This is a genomic window from Nocardia sp. NPDC004604 (assembly GCF_040609795.1).
Taxonomy (GTDB): domain Bacteria; phylum Actinomycetota; class Actinomycetes; order Mycobacteriales; family Mycobacteriaceae; genus Nocardia.
This window is the reverse complement of record NZ_JBEXLC010000102.1, coordinates 1-19,226: the sequence shown is the minus strand read 5'-3', so window position 1 is coordinate 19,226 and position 19,226 is coordinate 1. Positions and strand designations below refer to the sequence as shown.

General features: G+C 67.0%; 19 protein-coding genes. 7 read left to right on the top strand and 12 right to left on the bottom strand.

Annotated elements, in window-relative coordinates; all coding sequences use genetic code 11:
- Positions 1-431 precede the first annotated feature (431 nt).
- Positions 432-1,811, top strand: a complete 1,380-nt coding sequence (locus ABZW16_RS30290) for a phosphatidylglycerol lysyltransferase domain-containing protein (RefSeq protein ID WP_354959496.1) — start codon at positions 432-434, stop codon at positions 1,809-1,811.
- On the opposite strand, the gene ABZW16_RS30285 is transcribed toward ABZW16_RS30290, so the two are convergent.
- The 4 genes from ABZW16_RS30285 to ABZW16_RS30270 are packed head-to-tail and all read right to left on the bottom strand — an operon-like array spanning position 1,808 to position 3,441.
- A complete protein-coding gene (locus ABZW16_RS30285; protein WP_354959495.1) occupies positions 1,808-2,452 on the bottom strand; it encodes a pentapeptide repeat-containing protein in 645 nt (214 codons plus the stop codon). The two genes, ABZW16_RS30290 and ABZW16_RS30285, sit on opposite strands and share 4 nt — an antisense overlap.
- A gap of 52 nt (positions 2,453-2,504) precedes the next feature.
- Positions 2,505-2,891, bottom strand: coding sequence for a hypothetical protein (locus ABZW16_RS30280; RefSeq protein ID WP_354959494.1), 387 nt, complete (start codon positions 2,889-2,891; stop codon positions 2,505-2,507).
- On the bottom strand, positions 2,873-3,019 hold the full coding sequence (locus ABZW16_RS30275; RefSeq protein WP_354959493.1) for a hypothetical protein: 147 nt from the start codon (positions 3,017-3,019) through the stop codon (positions 2,873-2,875). The genes ABZW16_RS30280 and ABZW16_RS30275 overlap by 19 nt, the downstream gene beginning before the upstream one ends.
- A gap of 8 nt (positions 3,020-3,027) precedes the next feature.
- Positions 3,028-3,441 (bottom strand): YciI family protein, encoded by a 414-nt coding sequence (locus ABZW16_RS30270; RefSeq protein ID WP_354959492.1) that lies wholly within the window; start codon positions 3,439-3,441, stop codon positions 3,028-3,030.
- A gap of 350 nt (positions 3,442-3,791) precedes the next feature.
- On the opposite strand from ABZW16_RS30270, the gene ABZW16_RS30265 reads away from it, so the two are divergent.
- Positions 3,792-4,958: a serine hydrolase domain-containing protein gene (locus ABZW16_RS30265; protein ID WP_354959491.1), complete on the top strand. Its 1,167-nt coding sequence runs from the start codon at positions 3,792-3,794 to the stop codon at positions 4,956-4,958.
- Between the two features lie 6 nt (positions 4,959-4,964).
- On the opposite strand, the gene ABZW16_RS30260 is transcribed toward ABZW16_RS30265, so the two are convergent.
- A complete protein-coding gene (locus ABZW16_RS30260; RefSeq protein WP_354959490.1) occupies positions 4,965-8,372 on the bottom strand; it encodes a carboxyl transferase domain-containing protein in 3,408 nt (1,135 codons plus the stop codon).
- A 28-nt stretch (positions 8,373-8,400) separates the two neighbouring features.
- On the opposite strand from ABZW16_RS30260, the gene ABZW16_RS30255 reads away from it, so the two are divergent.
- Together ABZW16_RS30255 and ABZW16_RS30250 are read left to right on the top strand one after the other, a co-directional pair.
- Positions 8,401-9,012, top strand: a complete 612-nt coding sequence (locus tag ABZW16_RS30255) for a helix-turn-helix domain-containing protein (protein ID WP_354959489.1) — start codon at positions 8,401-8,403, stop codon at positions 9,010-9,012.
- 334 nt (positions 9,013-9,346) lie between these two features.
- Complete coding sequence (locus ABZW16_RS30250) at positions 9,347-10,798, top strand: amidase (protein WP_354959488.1); 1,452 nt, start codon at positions 9,347-9,349, stop codon at positions 10,796-10,798.
- A gap of 304 nt (positions 10,799-11,102) precedes the next feature.
- On the opposite strand, the gene ABZW16_RS30245 is transcribed toward ABZW16_RS30250, so the two are convergent.
- On the bottom strand, positions 11,103-11,714 hold the full coding sequence (locus ABZW16_RS30245; protein ID WP_354959487.1) for a TetR/AcrR family transcriptional regulator C-terminal domain-containing protein: 612 nt from the start codon (positions 11,712-11,714) through the stop codon (positions 11,103-11,105).
- A 136-nt stretch (positions 11,715-11,850) separates the two neighbouring features.
- Between ABZW16_RS30245 and ABZW16_RS30240 the strand changes: the two genes are divergently transcribed.
- Positions 11,851-13,224: an FAD-dependent monooxygenase gene (locus ABZW16_RS30240; RefSeq protein ID WP_354959486.1), complete on the top strand. Its 1,374-nt coding sequence runs from the start codon at positions 11,851-11,853 to the stop codon at positions 13,222-13,224.
- 548 nt (positions 13,225-13,772) lie between these two features.
- On the opposite strand, the gene ABZW16_RS30235 is transcribed toward ABZW16_RS30240, so the two are convergent.
- The 3 genes from ABZW16_RS30235 to ABZW16_RS30225 are packed head-to-tail and all read right to left on the bottom strand — an operon-like array spanning position 13,773 to position 15,239.
- Entirely contained in the window at positions 13,773-14,270 is a 498-nt protein-coding gene (locus ABZW16_RS30235; RefSeq protein ID WP_354959485.1) for a hypothetical protein, read from the bottom strand.
- 38 nt (positions 14,271-14,308) lie between these two features.
- The gene (locus ABZW16_RS30230) at positions 14,309-14,725 is read right to left on the bottom strand and encodes an NUDIX domain-containing protein (RefSeq protein ID WP_354959484.1); all 417 of its coding nucleotides are present in this window, start codon (positions 14,723-14,725) and stop codon (positions 14,309-14,311) included.
- A 25-nt stretch (positions 14,726-14,750) separates the two neighbouring features.
- The gene (locus ABZW16_RS30225) at positions 14,751-15,239 is read right to left on the bottom strand and encodes a helix-turn-helix domain-containing protein (protein WP_354959483.1); all 489 of its coding nucleotides are present in this window, start codon (positions 15,237-15,239) and stop codon (positions 14,751-14,753) included.
- A gap of 53 nt (positions 15,240-15,292) precedes the next feature.
- On the opposite strand from ABZW16_RS30225, the gene ABZW16_RS30220 reads away from it, so the two are divergent.
- Together ABZW16_RS30220 and ABZW16_RS30215 are read left to right on the top strand one after the other, a co-directional pair.
- Positions 15,293-16,096, top strand: a complete 804-nt coding sequence (locus ABZW16_RS30220; RefSeq protein WP_354959482.1) for a thioesterase family protein — start codon at positions 15,293-15,295, stop codon at positions 16,094-16,096.
- A gap of 15 nt (positions 16,097-16,111) precedes the next feature.
- Entirely contained in the window at positions 16,112-17,539 is a 1,428-nt protein-coding gene (locus ABZW16_RS30215; protein WP_354959481.1) for an MFS transporter, read from the top strand.
- Between the two features lie 109 nt (positions 17,540-17,648).
- Here the strand turns inward: ABZW16_RS30215 and ABZW16_RS30210 are convergent, their stop codons facing one another.
- The 3 genes from ABZW16_RS30210 to ABZW16_RS30200 all read right to left on the bottom strand — a co-directional run bounded on the left by ABZW16_RS30210 (position 17,649) and on the right by ABZW16_RS30200 (position 19,182).
- Positions 17,649-18,152 carry a hypothetical protein gene (locus tag ABZW16_RS30210; RefSeq protein ID WP_354959480.1) on the bottom strand — a complete coding sequence of 168 codons (504 nt, stop codon included), beginning with the start codon at positions 18,150-18,152 and terminating at the stop codon, positions 17,649-17,651.
- Positions 18,116-18,445: a helix-turn-helix transcriptional regulator gene (locus ABZW16_RS30205; protein WP_354959479.1), complete on the bottom strand. Its 330-nt coding sequence runs from the start codon at positions 18,443-18,445 to the stop codon at positions 18,116-18,118. Before ABZW16_RS30205 ends, ABZW16_RS30210 begins: the two co-directional genes overlap by 37 nt.
- Before the next feature lie 77 nt (positions 18,446-18,522).
- Positions 18,523-19,182, bottom strand: a complete 660-nt coding sequence (locus ABZW16_RS30200; RefSeq protein ID WP_354959510.1) for a tetratricopeptide repeat protein — start codon at positions 19,180-19,182, stop codon at positions 18,523-18,525.
- Positions 19,183-19,226 lie beyond the last annotated feature (44 nt).

Here is a 19,226-nt window from a genome sequence, read left to right as displayed (position 1 = left end):
ATCTTCCCGCCAAATCGCAAAACGTGATCGACACGTGACTAGCTGAACGATAGCTATCGACGATAGATAGCGTGCAGGCTGACCGCTGGAGCAGGTCCGGTGTCCGTACATCGCCTCGTCGTCCGAGCTGCCGGGCCGGTCGTGAAGGTGTTGGACTGAGCATTCGCGGAGGCTGGGCCACCCGAGATCCGGTCGTTATCCGTACTTCACGGCAGCGTCCATCGGGTCACGGCGCAACAACTCATCCCGCCCCGACGGCCCGATGCGGTAGCCGACCGAACGCCATCGCCGCCCGGTGATCCAGGTGCGCCAGGAATGTTCGAGCCGTCATCCCATGTTCCGCATACAGTTACATGTACAGGATCATCGGGAGGACCACATGGGGAACCTGTTCGGACGCACCGCGTCGATCAGCCTAGGGGGGTACGGGCGTGGCTGAAGGACGGGAAACAACAGCGCGCAGTTCGACACTCGCGGTATACCGCGATGCCTCGATCAGCACCACATCGGCGGTGCGGCCGATCATTTCCATCGCGCTGCTGCTGATGAGCGTCGCACTGGTCTACGAGGCCGGCCGCGCCACGCCCGGACAGGACCACGGCTGGTTCATCGCCATCTCCATCGCCGGACTCTTCGTAGTGCGCGGGCTGCATCTGCGCCGCCCGATCACGCTGCCACATTTCACCATCGCGGTCTTCGTCCTCGCGGCCGCCAATGCCGCCTATCGTGCTTCACATCCCGGCTTCGGGTTCGTCTTCCTGGCCGCGACCGGATTCATCCTGATGCTGCCGCAGGCGAGTCGGCCGCAGCCCGAGCAGTTGTACCGCGTGGCCGAACTCGTCGGACGGACCGAGCGCGATCCGCTCGCCGCATTCGCGCTGCACTCGTCGAAGTCCTATTACTTCAACACGAATTCGACTGCGGCGATCGGCTATCGGGCCCGCTTCGGTATCGCGGTTGTCGCCGGTGATCCGATCGGTGAACGGGATGCTTTCCCGGGACTGCTCTCGGATTTCTCCGAGTTCGCAGCGAATCACGGATGGCGGATCGCGGTGCTCGGTGCCAGTCCGGATCTGACGGAGCTGTGGCGATATCGGGCGATCGAGCACCGTGGGCTGCGCGCGATACCGGTCGGACGCGATGTGGTCATCGATGTGGGTACGTTCGCGATGGTCGGGCGGACCTTCCGGAACCTGCGCCAGGCCGTGAGTCGCACCCGCAATTTCGGCGTGACCACCGAGGTCATCAACGAGACCGACCTGACCGAACCGCTGCGGGCCGAAATGCTCGACATTGTCGATTCGTGGAAGACCGGTCGGCAGAATCGCGGCTTCTCGATGATCCTCGACCACCTGCTCGACGGCCGGAATCCGGGCATGCTGCTGGTGCTCGCCAGGGATGCGGACGGGCGCGTCGCGGGCTTCCAGCGCTACGGCGTCTCCGGACGCGGGCGCGAACTCAGCCTGGATGTGCCGTGGCGGCGCAAGGACGCCCCGAACGGACTGGACGAGCGGATGGTCATCGATCTCGTCGACCACGCTCGTGCACAGGGGATCGAGCGGATCTCATTGGCCTTCGCGCCGTTTCCCGAACTGTTCGCCGAGAAGGAGCGCTCACGGATCGGGAAGCTGATCTACGTGCTCGTGCATCTGGGCGATCCGCTGATCCGGCTGGAGTCGCTGTACCGGTTCCTGCGCAAGTTCCGTTCGATGTCGGATCAGCGATTCGTGCTCATCCGCTGGCGTGAGGTGCTGCTGGCGGCCGCGGCACTGCTGACCTTGGAGTTCGTGCCGCACCGCAAGCAGCACTAGTCGCGGACGGTAATGCCGATCGATCGGGCGAATTCGGGTGCCAGATCGAGCAACTGGAGCGGGGTGATGGTCGCGCCGCGCAGCGCGTCCAAGCCCTCGGCGATATTGAGGTGGGCGGCACCGCGCAGGTCGACCTGTTGCAGTCGGGCGCGGTTGATCAGCAGGCCCTCGATGGTGGTGCCGGGGAAGCTCAGCTTGGTCAGTTCGGCTTCACCGAAATCGGTGTGCCGCAGGACGCAATCGACGAATTGCACCTCGCGCAGTTTGGCTCTGCGGAAGTTCACCGAGTCGAATTTGCAGCCCTCGAACCGCACCCGACGCAAGTTTGCACCGCCCGCATCGACACCGGACAGCGCACCGGCGATCAGTTCGACGTCCTGCCAGGAGGTGTCGGACAGGTCGGTGCCGACCCAGCGCACATTGCGCTGCCAGACATCGGTGAATCGGGCGAAGCGCAGGCTGCCGCGGTTGATCGCGAGCGAGGTGAAGACGGTTTCGTTGAAGCGCCCGTTGCCGGCCTCGACGTCATCCATATCGGCACCGGTGACGTGCACACAGTCGTAGTCACCTTCGGGCTCGAGCGCCCCCTCGAGCGGCGTCAGGAAACGCGCATAGGGCAGATCTTCGAGCTGGTCGGGCACGGGTGACCTCCGGATTCGGCGACGATTGTCCCTGTTTACCAGTCGCGACCGACTAGGGCCCGATGCGTTCGAGCAGCCAGCGCGGGCCGACGGATTCGGCGCCGAGCGGTTCGAGTCGAGCGCGGAGTCCGCGGTCGGCGGTCACCACGGTGATCGGCCGGTCGCTGTCCTCATCGACCGCCGCCGCGACGACCTCGACGATCGCGTCATCTCCCGAACCCTGCGCGAGCACCACACGCAGACCTTCGAACTCCTCCGACGCCGCGGCCTTCGCGGCGCCCTCCAGCACGACGACCACCTCCGCCGGATGCGCCAATGTGCGCAGCCGCACGAGTAAGCGCCGGGCCGCACCGGCGCGATCGCGCCACCAACCATCGGGCCGCGAGCCGACGACATTCGCGGCGTCCACCACGATCAGCATCACTCCATCGTTACCCACCCGCGCTCGTCGGGTGCGCGGCGGGCCGCGCGTGCGTGCAGGTAGCGCTGTCCGTATCGCCGCACCAGCGCGGCGAGGACCTGCAGCGCGGATATGCGCAGCAGATCCTCCACCTGGGTATCCGACATCGAAGGGCTCAGCCGAATTCGGGTGCCCACTCTTGGATCGGCCGGACATCGGCATAGGCCGCCTCGGCGATATGTGCCGGAGCCGGGCATTTGCTGAGTTCGGCCGCGATTTCGGTGGCGCGGTCGAAGCTCTCGCATTCGACGATCCAGTATCCGGCGAGCACCTCCTGCGTTTCGGCGTAGGGCCCGTCGGTCACGAATGGCGCACCGTTCTTGGTGGTGATCCGACGGGTGTGCACCGGCTGGGCCAGACCTCGGGTCTCGACCAGTTCACCGGATTCCTCCAACTTCTTATTGAGGTTGCCCATGAACTCGGCCATCGCGGCGAACTCCTCGGCGCTCCACGCCGGTTTGCCGGTCTCCCTGCCGACCATGCCGTCGTAGTCCTGCTGCGAGCCGTAGCTCAGGATCATGTACTTCATGACAACTCCTCCGCTGTGACGGCACCCCGGTGGCACCGTTCGTCAGATACGTCGCAGCCGCTGACCATTCTCGGGCATGGCCGCCGCCGAGCCCAGCAGGCTGATCGGATGGCGGCCGAGATCGAATCCGGTGCGTGTGCCGCCTGCAGCAGCACCAGCAGCACGAATGGCAGGCCGATCGGGATTGCGCAGGTGAGCAGTGCCCGAGTCTTATCGCCTTGCTGGTATGAGGTCGCTGGACTGTTCGTCAGGGACGTCGAGGCTGCGGTCGGCTGATGGACAGACTGTGAGCGGCAGAGCTGGCATGCTCGTACGGCGGGCGGTGTGCAACCCGTGACATGCTGGGGGGCATGGTGATCGATGGTTTTGTCGCGTCGGGGTTCGAGGCGGTACGTGAGGTGTTCGCGGCGAATTTCGCCGAGCAGGGGGATGTCGGCGCGGCGGTGACCGTGTATCGGGATGGTGACCCGGTGGTGGATCTGTGGGGTGGGCTGGCCGATCCGGAGGGTGAGCGGCCGTGGGAGCGCGACACGCTGCAGCTGGTCTATTCGGCGACCAAGGGGGTCACCGCGACCGTCGCGCATCTGCTGGCCCAGCGTGGCGAGCTCGAGCTGGACGCGCCGGTCGCGCGGTATTGGCCCGAATTCGCGGCGGCGGGTAAGGGTGACATTCCGGTGCGCTGGTTGCTGAGCCATCAGGCGGGGCTGGCGGCGCTGGACAAGCCGGTGCCGCTGGCGGATGCGCTGACCTGGGGGCCGATGGTGGATGCGCTCGCCGCGCAGGCGCCGAACTGGGCGCCCGGTACCGCGCACGGATACCACGGGCGAACGTTCGCGTGGCTCGTCGGTGAGGTGATCCAGCGGGCGACGGGGCGGACCGTCGGGCGGATTCTGGCCGAGGAGATCGCCGCGCCGCTCGGTATCGACTTCTTCATCGGTTTGCCCGAGGCCGAACGGCACCGCGTCAGCCGACTTGTGTTCGCACCCAAGGTCGATGTGGCGTCGGTGCCGGAGGAGTTCATCCCGGAGGAGCTGCGGCCGATGGTCGCCGCGATGCGCGATCCGGAGGCACTGGTCAATCGCGCCTTCCAGGTCACCGATCCGGCCGATATCGATTTCAACGATCCGGCGGTGCATGCCGCGGAGATTCCGTCCAGCAATGGCATCGGCACCGCACGCGGTCTCGCCCGGCTGTACGCCGCGACCATCGGCGAGGTCGACGGCGCCCGCCTGCTTACCCCCGAAACCCGCACTGCCGCAACGCGCGAACAGGCCAGCGGCATCGACCGCGTCATGATGCTAGAGGACCGCTATGCCAGCGGATACATGCTTCCCACTGCGGGTTTTGCCCTCGGCGGCCCCAACTCCTTCGGCCACCCCGGCCGCGGCGGATCCCTCGGCTTCGCCGACCCGGACACCGGCATCGCCTTCGCCTATGTCACCAACTACATCATCGAAGGCGCACCGGATCTGCGCGCCCGCAACCTAGTCGATGCCGTGAATGAGGCGCTCGGGTAGACGGGTTCAGCACAGGGTGCGGATCCAGCGTCGGGTGTCGGCGGGGTCGATCACATCGTCGAGTTCCAGGACAGTGGCGGCGGTGAGGGCCTTGCCGTTGGCGTAGGCGAGTTGGACCAGGTTGTCGAAGGCTTCCTGGCGTTCGGCGGGGTCCTCGATGGCCGCGAGTTCCTTGGCGAAGCCGAGGCGGACCGCACCCTCCAAGCCCATACCGCCGATTTCGCCGGTGGGCCAGGCGATGACGAAGCGCGGGGCGCGGAACGAGCCAGCTGCCATCGCTTGTGCGCCGAGGCCGTACCCCTTGCGGATGATGATGGTGCCAAGCGGGACGGTCAGTGCGGCGGAGTCGATGAACAGCTTGCTGAACTTGGTGACGGTGGCTTCCTTCTCCGCTTCCGGGCCAACCATGAAACCTGGTGTGTCGCATAGCGATACGATCGGCAGGCCATGGGCGTTACACAGTTGCAGGAAAGCGCTGAGCTTGTCGGCGGCGGGGGCATCGATCGCACCGCCGAGGTGGTGGCAGTCATTGGCTATGAGACCGAACGGGCGGCCTTCGACTCGGATGAGCGCGGTAACGACACCGACACCCCAGTCGCGACGCAGTTCGAGTACCGAGTCGACGTCGGCGACCGCTGCGATGACCGCACGGATATCGAAGGCGCGCAGTCGGTTCTCCGGGATGGCATGCCGGGCGACACGCGGATCCGGTGCTGCCCAATCCCGCAGCGGCCCCTGGAAATACGACAGATAGCGGCGGGCAGTGGCAACCGCCTCGACCTCGTCGGTGGCGACGATGTGGACGACACCGTTGCGCCGTTGGACATCGATGGGGCCGATGTCCTCGGGTGCATACACACCGAGTCCGCCGCCCTCGATCATCGCGGGCCCACCCATGCCGATATTGGCATCGGGGGTCGCGATGACCACATCGCACATACCGAGTAGAGCGGCGTTACCCGCGAAACACCGCCCGGACACGATGCCTATCAACGGAACTCGACCCGATAACGCACCCATCGCACGGAAGGTGGTCACATCGAGGCCGGAGATGCCCGAGTGATCGGTATCCCCCGGTCGCCCGCCGCCACCCTCGGTGAAGAACACCACGGGCAGCCGCTGTTCGTGCGCCAGTTCCAGCATCCGGTCGGTCTTGGCGTGATTGCGCATGCCCTGGGTGCCCGCCAGCACGGTGTAGTCGTATGACATCACCAGTGCGCGAGCGGCTTCCGCATCGAATACGTCCCCGTTGATGGTGGCGACGCCGCCGATCAATCCGTCCGCCGGGGTGTTCGCGATCAGATCCTCGGGGCTGCGGCGAAGTCGCTGTGCGGCGACAGCCAGGGCACCGTATTCGAGGAAGCTGTCCGCATCGACAAGGTCGTCGATGTTCTCCCGGGCCGTGCGGCGACCCAACCGGTGCCGCTTCGCAACGGCCGCCGGACGACCCGCATCCAGCCCGATTCGATGCCGCTCCCGAACCTCGGCCAGATCGGCGCGTATCGCATCCAGGTCGATGGCCTCGATATCCACGGCCGGGCCATCGTGGTCGGCCTCGGCCCAGCTCAGCAATAATGCGTGTGGATCAACCGTCGCACCCGCCGCCACAAAATGCCGCAACACCCGGAGTGGACGCTCCGCTCGCAGCACATGCTGCATCTTCATCGCTTCGAGCACAACAACTTCCGCCCCCGCCGCGACAACACTGCCCTGCTCTGCAAGACTCACCACCGTCGCACCCATCGGCGACCGCATCCCCTGCTCATCACCGTCCAGCACGGCATCGACCGCCGACCGGTTGCGCGTGGAGTCCGCCGCCCGGTCCTGACCAACCACGACAGGTTCGTAATCGCCTGTCCGACCGACGAGTTCACCGATATGTTCCTCGAACCACGACGTGGACACGGTGGCACCATCGGCGAGCTGATCCAGCACGGCACGCAACAGACGGGCATTGGTGTCGACGCCCGTGATCATCGTTTCCGCCAGCGCATCCGAACAACGTCGCACTGCGGCCGAATACGTGGGTCCATGCGCGACGACCTTTGCCAGCAGCGAGTCGAACCGCGCGCCCTGCCGCATCCCGGTGAACGCCGCGGTATCCACCCGAACCCCCACTCCGGTCGGCGCGGCGAATTCCGTCAACACACCGGTACTCGGCAAAAAGTCCCCACCCGCCGTTACCATCTCGGCATTGACCCGCGCCTGCACCGCAAACCCGCGGATCCCGGCAAGCCCCACGGCGCCGTTTACATTCGGCCCGGCACTATCCACTAGGCCGTCGGTCTGCGCATGTTGGCCGTGCTGCGCAACGTTCGCGACGCCGTGTTCAGAATCCGACCATCGGGAGCGGCCTGCGTGATCGTGTGCCGAGTGTGCGGGCGAAAAGTCCCTGCGCTCAGCTTCCACGAGTTCGCGTGGCTCGGCATCCAGCGCGAGATCATTCAGTCCGGCACCGAGCGCGAGATCGAGTTGTACCGCGACCAGGTCGACGCCGGTCACCGCTTCGGTGACCGTGTGTTCGACCTGCAAACGCGGGTTGACCTCGAGGAACCAGGCGTCGTCGCCGGTGACCAGGAATTCCACGGTGATCACTCCGCGACAGGAGACCGATTCGGCGATCCGGATGGCGTCGCGGTGCAGTCGTTTCCGAAATGTGGCAGACAGATTCGGAGCCGGGGCGATTTCGATCAGTTTCTGGTGGCGGCGCTGGACGCTGCAGTCGCGGTCGCCGAGGGCGATGGCCCGGTCGCCATCTGCGATGACCTGCACTTCGATGTGTCGGGCGTCGGCGGCCAGTGCCTCGGCGTAGACAGTGTCGTCACCGAAACCGGCGCGGGCTTCGGCCCGGCAGCGGTCGAGTGCTTCGGCGAGTGCGTCGGCCGTGCGCACCACGCGCATGCCGCGTCCGCCACCACCGGCCGCGGCCTTCAGCATCACACCGGCGGGGTGGGCGGCGAGGAATGCGGCCATCTCGGCGGGATCCGCGCCGAGTGCCGTCGCGGGCAGTGCCCGAACCCCGGCCTGCCGCGCGGCATCCCGAGCCGACAGTTTGTTGCCGAAGGTGCGTAGCACCTCGGGCGAGGGGCCGACGAAAACCAGCCCGGCTGCCGCGCAGTCCGCGGCGAAATCGGCACTCTCGCTGAGGAATCCGTAGCCGGGATGCACCAACGCACCCGCACCCGCCGACTTCGCGGCGGCGACCACGGCGGTGCTGTCGAGATAGGCGGCGGCTCCGACGCCGGGCAGTTGGACCGCCTCGTCGGCCAGACGCACCGGAAGGGCCGCAGCCTCGTCGCCGGTATACAACGCCAGGGTTGCGTAATTCCGCTCTCGGGCAGTCCGGAGCACCCGGACCGCCACCTCACCCCTGTTCGCCACCACCACATGCATGCCGACAGTCTGCGTTGACATTGACGTCAATGTCAACGACGATGAGCGCATGACTCAGGCAGCCTGGGCGGTCCGCGCGGCGCGGGAAAGATCGCATACCGACCGCCACCGCGCCCTGCTCGACGCGGCCGCCCGCGTCTTCGCCGAGCGCGGCTACGATCGAACCACCGTCGCCGATATCACCGCCGCCGCAGGCGTTTCCCGTGCGACCATGTACGTCTACTTCGCTTCCAAGGACGAAATCTTCCTCGCCCTCGCCGCCCAGGTCCGCGATGACTTTCTCGCCGCCCAGGAACCGGATATCGACACCGACGACCCCCGGGAAATGCTGGCCGCCACCATCGATGCCTTTGCCGCCGCGGTCCGCAATGCCGGACCCATGCTGCGCCTGATCGACGAGCGCGGCGCCGTGGACGATCGCGTCGCCGCCCTCGCTCAGGAAATCGCCGAACGCCCCATCCGCCGCTTCACCCGCTACCTCGAACGCCTCCGCACCGCAGGCCGCATCTCCCCCGCCGTCCCGACCCGAATCGTCGCCGAAACCATCGGCTACGCCCTGACCCGCGGCACCCTCACCCGCATTGACGCCACCCCGCGCACCCGCGCCATCTACCTGGCCCACATACGGACCGTCGCCGAAACCCTCCTGTCCCCGACTTGATTCCGAGTCCGATCGGCCCTGACCCCGATCATCGGATGGGCTGCCAGCCGATAACCGACTCGATCCGTTCACATCTCTGGCCGAATTGCAGACTGCCGCAGCACATCACGATGATGAGCAGTGAGATATCTATCCCGTTGTGCGAAACGGTATTTCATGGCCTGCGCTGGCGGAGTCAGCCGACTGCCGACGCCGTGACCTGGGGTTGGCAGTCTTCGATGGCAGAACGAGGGCGTGACTTTGCCGGTGCAGGTGGCCCGTTCCGACTTTCCGGCGGATGCGGGCGGACTTGTGTGGGGTCGAGCGCCTGCGGCAGGCCGGTAGGTTCGGATTCATGGAGTGGAGCTTTCTGGCGGCCGAACAGCTTTCGGCCGCGTTGCGTGCCGGTGAGGTGACCTCGGTGGAACTGACCGACGAGGCGATCGCCCGTATCGAGCGCGACGACAAGGTGATCAACGCGATCTGTGTGCCGGACTTCGACCGCGCGAGGGCCGCCGCACGCAGTGCCGACCAGGCGCGTGCCCGCGGCGAGGACCGGCCGCTGCTCGGTATTCCTGTGACGGTCAAAGAGTCGTACAACATCGCCGGGATGCCCACGACCTGGGGCATGCCGATGCACCGGAACTATGTGCCGTCCGAGGACGCGGTACAGGTTTCGCGGCTGAAGGCTGCGGGCGCGGTGATTCTCGGCAAGACCAACGTGCCGTTCATGCTGCGAGACTGGCAGAGCTTCAACGAGATCTACGGCACCACCAACAACCCGTGGGATCACGAGCGCACGTCGGGCGGATCCTCCGGCGGATCAGCGGCGGCGCTGGCATCGGGATTCGGCGCGCTGTCGATCGGTTCCGACCTCGCGGGTTCACTGCGCAACCCAGCGCATTTCTGCGGTGTCTACGCACACAAGCCGACATTCGGACTGGTGGCGACCCGCGGGATGGTGCCGCCGCCCGCACCGGCGTTGCCGGCCGACGGCGACCTCGCCGTCTGCGGTCCGATGGCGCGCACGGCCCGTGACCTCACACTCCTGCTGGACGTGATGGCGGGACCGGACCCGCTGACACGGGGCGTCGCCTACGACTTGACGCTGCCGCCCGCACGCCACCAGCGGCTCTCCGACTTCCGGGTCCTGGTCCTCGACGAGCATCCGCTCATCGCGACCGGGTCCGCTGTGCGGGCAGGGGTGAACCGGGTCGCTGAGGCGCTCGTCGACGGCGGGGCTCGCGTCGAGCGGCACAGTCCGCTGCTGCCCGATCTGACCGAGGCCGCGACGCTCTACGCGCAGTTGGTGTTTTCGAACGCCGGCGCGCGCATTCCTGCCGAGGCGTACGAGCAGCTGCAGACCCGCGCCGCCGGACTGAGCGCGGACGACCAGGGTCTCGACGCGGCGCGGCTGCGCGGCATGGTCCTGAGCCACCGCGATTGGATCGAGGCGGACATCCACCGTGAACTGCACCGCCACGGCTGGCGGCGACTCTTCGCCGAATTCGATGCCGTGGTGAGTCCGATCACGCCAATTCCCGCGTTCTCGCACGACCACAACCCCAATCCAGAGGAACGCCGCCTCGACATCGACGGCATCGAGTACCCGTACGTCGACCAGCTCGTCTGGGCCGGTCTGGCCACCATGCCCGGGCTGCCCGCCACCGCCATCCCAGCGGGCCGGTCACCCGAGGGCCTGCCGGTGGGAGTTCAGCTCATCGGTCCGATGTTCGAGGACCGCACCCCGCTACGGCTGGCCGAACTGCTCGAGCAGAAGATCGGCGGCTTCCAGGCTCCGAAGTAGGCCGCACCACCCGGCGCGGACGAGGGTGCGGACCGCACCCACTGGCCAGCGGCTACGCCATATCCGTTGTTCTTCGCGCGATTGCTACGGGACACCTCCTCCCGCACATCCCTTTCCGAGGTTCACGGTCCCGGTGGTAATCGCCGAAAATCCAACGAAGTTGGGCATATCCCTGCTAGAGGGTGATTCGATGGTTTCGCGCGCAGTGCGGATGGGTTGCTGGTCGGCTGGTTGCCGATGCGGGCTGGGTGTCAGCGCCGAGCCGGTGCCATGGGCGACGCTCGTCTGGTCCCTCGGCTGCGTGTCAGTTCGCGATGTGGGCTTGGATGCCGTCGAGGAGGAAATCGAGGCCGGTGCGGAAGGTTTCGTCGGCGTCCAGGTGGGTGGCGTCGCGTATGACCGTGGACAGCGCGGGGAATCGGCCGGTGGCGAAGGTTCGCTCCAGATAGGGCCCGAAGGCGGCCTGCCATTGCTTCTCGTCCATCCCGGTGGCCCGCTCGGCGCGCCGCTCGGTGATCTCCCGGCGCACCGCGCCGGCCACGTACGCATTGACCGCGTCGACCACCGGCATCACGGTGTCCACATCGACGCCGCCCATTGCGGCCACCACAGCCTCCCCTCTGGCCAGCGCGTGCGGCCCGAGCTGGGGCCGCCCACCGATCAGGTCGGCGAGCCATTCGTGTTGATGAGCGGCCTGTCGGGTGGTTTCGGCAAGGGAGCGCAGCACCTCTCGCCAACCTTTTCCGGCCGGCCGGATCTCGGCGTAGACCGCATCGACCATCAGGTCGAGCAACTCCTCCTTGGTGGCGATGTAGCCATACAGCCGCATCGGCCCGACATCCAGTGCGGCGGCAACCTTGCGCAGCGACACCGCCGGTAGTCCGTCCACGTCGGCCAGCCGGATCGCCGCTTGCACAATCCGTTCCCTACTCAATGGGCCTGGCGCCGGTCGGTCCGGCGGCTCCGGTCTTTCCCACACCAACATGCTCTGACGATACATCGCATGATTCGATACGCTGTATCGAGCAAGTCGGTGTATCGAAGGAGTTTCAATGAATCGGCAAACTGTCTCGACGGACGTTTTAATCGCAGGCGGCGGATCCGTAGGGCTGATGCTTGCGGTGCTGCTGCGCCACCACGGCATCAAACCCCTCGTTGTCGAGGCGAAGCCGGAGCTATCGCCGCACCCCAGGGCTAACGGCATCGGGTCGCGGTCGATGGAGATCCTGCGCGAGGTCGGCCTGGAGCGCGCGGTCAACGAGGCCGCGGTCGACCTGCAGGCGGGGAAGATCACGGGGCGCACGCTCGCCGAGGCCGACTTCACCGAAGGCGTCGAATGGAAGGTGAAAACCGCGGCCGAGCTCACCTACACACCGGCCCGGATCCGCGGCACCTGCGCACAGAGCCGACTCGACCGTGTGCTGATCACCAGGGCGGGCGAGGTGGAGTTCGGCGTAGCGCTCGACTCGTTCGAGCAGGACCCCGGCGGCGTCACCGCGACACTGTCCGACGGGCGCATCGTGCGCACGCACTACCTGGTAGGGGCCGACGGGATACGCAGCCGGGTGCGGCAAGTCCTGGGTATTGGGGTCACCGGTCCCGGTGCGATGGGTCCGGAGACGACAAGTGTCCTATTCGACGCGGATCTGCATCCGCGACAGCCGTTCGCAATGTGCCACATCGAGCATCCGGACGCGCCCGGCCTGCTGGTGACCGTCGACGGCGAACGCGAATGGGTGTTCCTCACTCCCCTCGACACGGAGCCGACGCCCGACCTCATCCACACCGCGCTCGGCGACCCATCGGTCGAGGTGAACATCCGCAGCGTGCTGAAGTTCCGGGGCCGCGGCCAGGTGGCCGACCAACTCTCCGTCGGACGAGTCTTTCTGGTTGGCGACGCGGCCCACGCGATCCCACCTTCGGGCGCGTTCGGGTTGAACTCCGGCATCGCCGACGCACACAATCTGGCATGGAAGCTCGCACACGTCCTGCGCGGTGACGCCGGGCAAGAACTGGTGGAGACATATCACACCGAACGCCATCCGGTGGCCTTGATGACCATGGAGCAGGCACACCTGCGGTTCCACAATCCGTCCCTGCACTGGGGCAAGGACATGGCCGAGGCACGCAAGGCAGCAGGGGCGATCAACGCACCGGTGGTCCACATGGGCTACCGGTACGGCAGCACCGAACTCCCCTCCACCGAAGACGTCACCCGCAACCTCGACGGGTCGCCAGGCTCGCGCCTACCGCACATGTGGGTGCGCGACGGAGTATCCACGCTGGACCTCGTCGGATCGCAATGGTGCGTACTCACCGCCGATCCCGCCGTGACGGCCGACGTTCCGGTACACGTTGTGCCCGACTGGCCCTACGGGACACTACTGGTCCGCCCAGACGGCATCGTGAGCCGTTCGTCCGTCTAGCGCGCCGCCTTCGGACAGGTGGCGAGCATGTCGCGGAGGCCCTTCTTCTCCTGCGGCGGTGTCCGACACGAAGCCATCCCGTCGCGACTCGAGAGGAGGGCGGCGCAGCAATGCGCGCCCTTACCGACCAAAGTACGAACGACGTCGCTGGGCGTAGAGGTGTTCCGTTGGCCGATCCGCCAACGGAACACCACGACGTGGCGATCGCAGCCCTGGTCAAGGGTGTTCCGCGCACCTTGCCGCCTCGCGGACGAATACAGTGTCGGCCGCTCCACCATCCACCGCATCGTCAGCGGCCCCACACCACGGATATAGCCCACCCGAGTCGCCGCACGAAACCCACTCTCTACCAACCGATTACGGCATATCCGCCTGATTTTCGGCGAAAACTACCGGGACCCCGTGTGGGCTTCATACTGAACGCCAAGGCCATGTCCCCGGCGATCGCGATCACCGTGAGCACAGTCGGAATGAGTAGGCGATGCAGCATGATTCACCACCGCACCAGCCGGCAGTAGCGGTCGTCACATTTCGACGGGTCGGCAATCTCAGATCTGGTGCAGCCAGGAAATGAAGAGCAGTACGCCGCCGACTGTCAACAGCAGCGATACCGGAAGTGGCCACCACGGCCCGTCCCGGCCGAGCAGCCGTCGGGTGAGTCGCACCTGCACGACGCCGAGTCCGGCCAGCAATAGACCCCACGCGGGCAGCAGGCCGATCCCGAGCAATGCGTGCACCGCCCAGGCTCCGGCCAAGGTCGGACCACCCCACGAGTGCTCCAGATCGCCGGCCGCTATCAGCGGGTAGAAGGCCCCGCGCACCGCCGCGACGGTGGCCAGAAAGGCCAGAAACCAGGTCACCAGGCCGACTGCGACGGCAAGCATCGAATGCACAGTCGCACGCACCGCCAAGGCATCGCGCGGCGCGATGAAGATGGCGAGCATCCGGCGCGGAACGCGCAACCGGCTCGCGATGGGGCCGAGGGCGAGCGCCGGCGCCACCAACGCGTATGCGGCCCAACGCAACAGTGTGCCAACCGTGGTCATGACATCGACGGTATCCCTTCGGTGGGCACGCTAGCGCATCATGCCAATCGACCCACGTCGACGAGATCGTCGAAGAGCAGTTGATCCACCGGTGGCACCAGTGCGCGGTCGGCGTAGGAGAACCAGGCGACCTCTTCGATTTCACTGCTGGCCGCGAGCGTGCCGCGATAGTCGGCGGTGTAGCAACTCATTCGGACGATCACATCGGTGGCGGGTCCGTGCAGCGCGGCCTCGTAGGTCCCGAAGTGGGCGACGGTTTCCGGGACCAGCGCGACGGTCAGTTCCTCCTCGATCTCGCGCAACAGCGTCTGCAGATCGGATTCCGTCCCCTCGCGTTTGCCGCCCGGAATATAGAAGATGTCCTTGCCCTTCGGGCGCGCGCACAGAATGCGCCCGCTTTCGATGCGCACCCACGCGACCGTGTCGATCAGCTTCTCCACTCGCCCATCCGCCACCGCCGCAGCCTAATGGACGTGGCACTCAGTGGGTGTGCTGGAGGCTGGCGGGGAGTATCGAGTGCCCGCCCGCGCCAGGGCCGTCGACCGGGCGCAGATCGGACCCCTGCACGTGCTCACCGCATTCGGCGCAGACCGGTTCGACCACCGTGGTCTTGCCGCAGCTTTCATGGAGCGCCTGCACCGGCGGACCGTCGGGCGCGGCCCATTCGTCGCCCCATTGCCGCATGGCGTTCACGACGAGCCACAGCGAGCGGCCCTTGGCCGTGAGCCGATAGTCGTAGCGGACCGGATTCTCCTGGTAGGGGACCTTGACCATGATGTCGTGCGCGACCAGGTGCTCCAGGCGCTGGGTGAGCACATTGCGCGCGATGCCCAGACGCGCGCGGAAGTCGTCGAAGCGGGTCACGCCGAAGAGCGCGTCACGCACGATCAGCAGCGTCCACCACTCGCCCACCACCTCCAGGCATTGGGCGACCGAGCAGTTCATCTCGTCGAAGCTGGTCCTGCGCATGGGCCCAGCATAGTCGGTTGCTTGAAAGAACTCACTGGCCTATGGTTCGTTTCATGATGCAACTCACTAGTCGGCTGGGTGACGAGTTCGCCTTGGCCGAGACCGACTACCGCATCTGGCGGGCCCAGATCGATAAGACCTGGCGCGGCTGGACCGGCCCGCACGGTGGTGTTATCGCGGGACTCCTGGTCGAGGTCGCGCGGCGCGCGGGCGGCGACGACCTCCCGGTGCGTGCGCTGGATCTGCGGTTCCTCGGCCGACCGGCGGACGGGGTGCTCACCTTCCGGACGACTTCGCATCCGGTGGGACGCAGCACCGCGGTCGTCGAGGTAATGGCCGATCAAGAGGGAAAATCCATCGCATCCGCGGCGGTCACCTTCGGCCGGACCACGCCCACCCGGGTCCCCGATCTCCGGCCGGCCACCGCGCCGCAGGTGCCCGCGCCCGATGACTGTGCGCCGTTCCGGCTGCCACCGGAAATCGTGCCCGTCGGAGCGCATTTCGAGATCTGCCCGGCCGCGGGGCCGCTGCCGCTCACCGGCGCGGAGGAGGCGTGGATGTGCGCGTGGATCTCGCTGGTGCCACGGCTGCCGACCGATGCCGCGACGCTCGCGGTGCTCGCGGACGCACTACCGCCCGCCTTCTTCCCCACCCTGACCATGCCGGTCGCCGTGCCGACGGTGGCGTTCTCGATGCATCTGCATACCGACCTGACCCGGCCGACCCATCAGCCGGCCCTTATCCGCGCGACCAATGCCAGCACCGGCGGCGGTTGGTCGGTGGACGACATCGATATCTGGGATCGCGGCGGCGCGCTACTGGCCTCGGCCCGCCAAACCCGCCGAGTGCTCGGCTGAATCGGAGACATAGTCGTGAGTTCCCTTGTCACATCGAAGGATCGGCCCATCGATTCCCGGGTGGTGCTGGCCATCGTCTCGGTCGGCATTCTGCTGTCGAGCCTGGATCTGTTCATCGTCAATGTCGCACTGCCGGATATGGCCCGCGATTTCGGCGATACCCAACTCTCGGGCCTGTCGTGGGTGCTCAATGCCTACGCGATCGTCTTCGCCGCGCTGCTGGTGCCCGCCGGGCGACTCGGCGATCGCGGCAGCAACCGGGCCACATTCCTGATCGGGCTCGCCATCTTCGTACTGGGGTCGGGGCTCTGCTCGGCGGCCTGGAATGTGCAGTCGCTGGTGGCGTTTCGGGTATTGCAGGCGGTCGGCGCGGCGATGCTGACACCGTCCTCGCTGGGGTTGGTGCTGGCCGCCGCCCCGGCCGAACGGCGTCCGATGGCCGTACGGCTGTGGGTGGCCTTCGGCGGTCTCGGCGCCGCGCTCGGCCCGGTGATCGGCGGGTTGCTCGTCGAAATCGATTGGCGCTGGGTATTTGTGGTGAATGTGCCGATCGGATTGGCAGCGCTCGCGGTCGGGCTGCGGCTGCTGCCACAGGTGTGCGGGGACGGCGGCGCACTCCCCGATGTCTTCGGGGCGGTCATGCTGATCGGCTCGATCGGGACACTGATCCTGGCGTTGGTGAAGGGTGCGGATTGGGGATGGACGTCGGCGGGGGTGCTCATCGCCTTCGCGGTCGCGGTGGTGTTCGGAGTCGCGTTCAGGATTTCCTCGGCACGTCACCACAGTCCGGTGGTGGATCCGGCGCTGCTGCGTGCGCCGAATTTTGTACTGATGGCGGGCAATTCGCTGTTCTTCCAGATCGCGTTCGCGGGGATGCTGCTCTCAGTGGTGCTGTGGGCGCAGAACGTGTGGGGCTGGACGGCGCTGAAGACCGGCTTGGCTATCGCGCCCGGACCACTGGTGGTGCCGCTCGTCGCGGTACTCGCGGGCCGGTTCATCGGCCGCGTCGGTGCGGGTCCGGTGATCGCCGCGGGCGGGGTGTTGTTCGCGGCGGGCATGGTGTGGTGGGCCCGGGCCATCACCCTGGAACCCGACTATGTGGGCGGGCTGCTCGGCGGCATGGTAGTCAGCGGCCTCGGCGTCGGCCTCACACTGCCGACCGCCTTTGCCGCGGGCAGCGCGGGTCTGCCGCCACAGCGCTTCGCCACCGGCTCGGCAGTCCTGAGCATGTCACGCCAACTGGGCCTCGCCATCGGTGTCGCCATCCTGGTCGCAACCCTCGGCTCCCCCACCGGACAACAGGCCACCCTCGATGCATTCCACCGCAGCTGGTACGTCACCGCGGCCGTCGCGGTGCTGGCCGGACTCATCGGCCTCGGCGCACGCATGCCGAAACCAGTTGCCGCACAACAGGAATCGGTGAGCGAGCACGTCACCGCCTGACACCCTGACCGGCGCTCGCCCATCTTCGAGGTGGGCGAGCGCCCAGCTTTTTCAACGGCGGAGACCGAACTATTCAGATCTGGACAGTGGCCGCGTGGAGGCTGACCAGCTACCGCAACCGGAGAGCGTGTTCGGAGGGGCTGTCGGGTTCTGCGGTGTAGAGGTAGAGGGCTTGGTCGGGGTCGTCAGGGAGAGTGAGTGACTCGTAAGCCAGGATGAACTCGCCGACGAGGGGGTGGCGGTAGAGCTCGAGGCCGTGGGTGTACTGCAGGACGTCGTGATCTGCCCACCACTGGCGGAAGTCCTCGTTCCGCACGGAGAGCTCACCGACCAGTTCGTTCAGGCGCGGGTCGTGCCGATGGCGGCCCGCGTACAGCCGCAGGGCCGCGACCGTGCCACGGGCGGCGGTCTCCCAGTCGGCGAGCAGGTCGTGCGCGGTGGGGTCGAGGAAAACGAACCGGGCGAGGTTGCGATCGCGGCTCGGCAGGGCGTCGAAGTCGGTGTACAGGGCCTTGGCGAGCGGGTTGGCGCCCAGAACGTCCAGCCGGTGTCCGAGGATCATCGCCGGGGTGTCGGTCAGGGTGTCCAGGACCCGCAGCAGTCCGGGCCGCACCCGCTGGGGCGGCGCGGGACGCCGACGGCCGAACCCCGGCCTGGTTCGGCCAGGTCGAACAGGTGGGCCCGCTCGGCGGGATCGAGCCGCAACGCGCGGGCGACGGCCTCCAGCACCGACGCCGAGGCGTTCGGGGTACGGCCACGCTCCAGACGGACGTAGTAGTCGACGCTGACCCCGGCCAGCACCGCCACCTCCTCGCGCCGCAGCCCCGGAGTGCGCCGCCGGCCCGCCGTCGCCATGCCGACGTCACCGGGCGTGAGCCGGGCCCGGCGGGTGCGCAGGATGCTCATCTGCCCACGGTAGCAACGGCACCCGCGGGCCCGGTGCGCGCTCAGAGGAGCCCGAGCGCGAGGGCGGTCGACCGAAATCAAAATACCGGCAGGGGCATTCGCCGAACTCGTGCACGCGATGGCCGACACCGCAATCCGACCGCGACGCCGCTACCGAAGCCCTCCGCGAATCGAAGTTCAGCGAGATGGCGGATGTTTGGTCCGGCCGCGTTGCGCGCTGCCCTGATCCGCCGCGACGGTGCTGCAACGTCCAGCCTGAGCGTCTCTTCCCAAGCGGCGGCGGCCTCGTCCAGATCCGTCATCATTCCGGTCCGTTCGAACCGATCCCGCAGAGCGAGCCCGAGATTGTTCAGGCGCCCAGCGCGATCGAGATGATCGACGGGTGTGCCCGCCACTGCGGCACGCCCAGTCTCCACTGCCTCGTCGAGGTCCGTCACCGTCCCTGCCCGCTCGAACCGGATCCGCAGGACGTTCCCGAGATTGTTCAGGTACATCGCGCGATCGGGGTGATCGGCGGGCGTGGCTGCTACAGCGGCACGTTTCGACTCCACGGCCTCGTCCAGATCCGTCATCGAGCCCGTCCGTTCAAACCGGTTCTGCAGAGCGAGCCCGAGATTGTTCAGGCGCCCAGCGCGATCGGGGTGATCGGCGGGCGTGGCTGCTACAGCGGCACGTTTCGACTCCATGGCCTCGTCCAGATCCGTCATCGAGCCCGTCCGTTCAAACCGGTTCTGCAGAGCGAGCCCGAGATTGTTCAGGCGCCCAGCGCGATCGGGGTGAT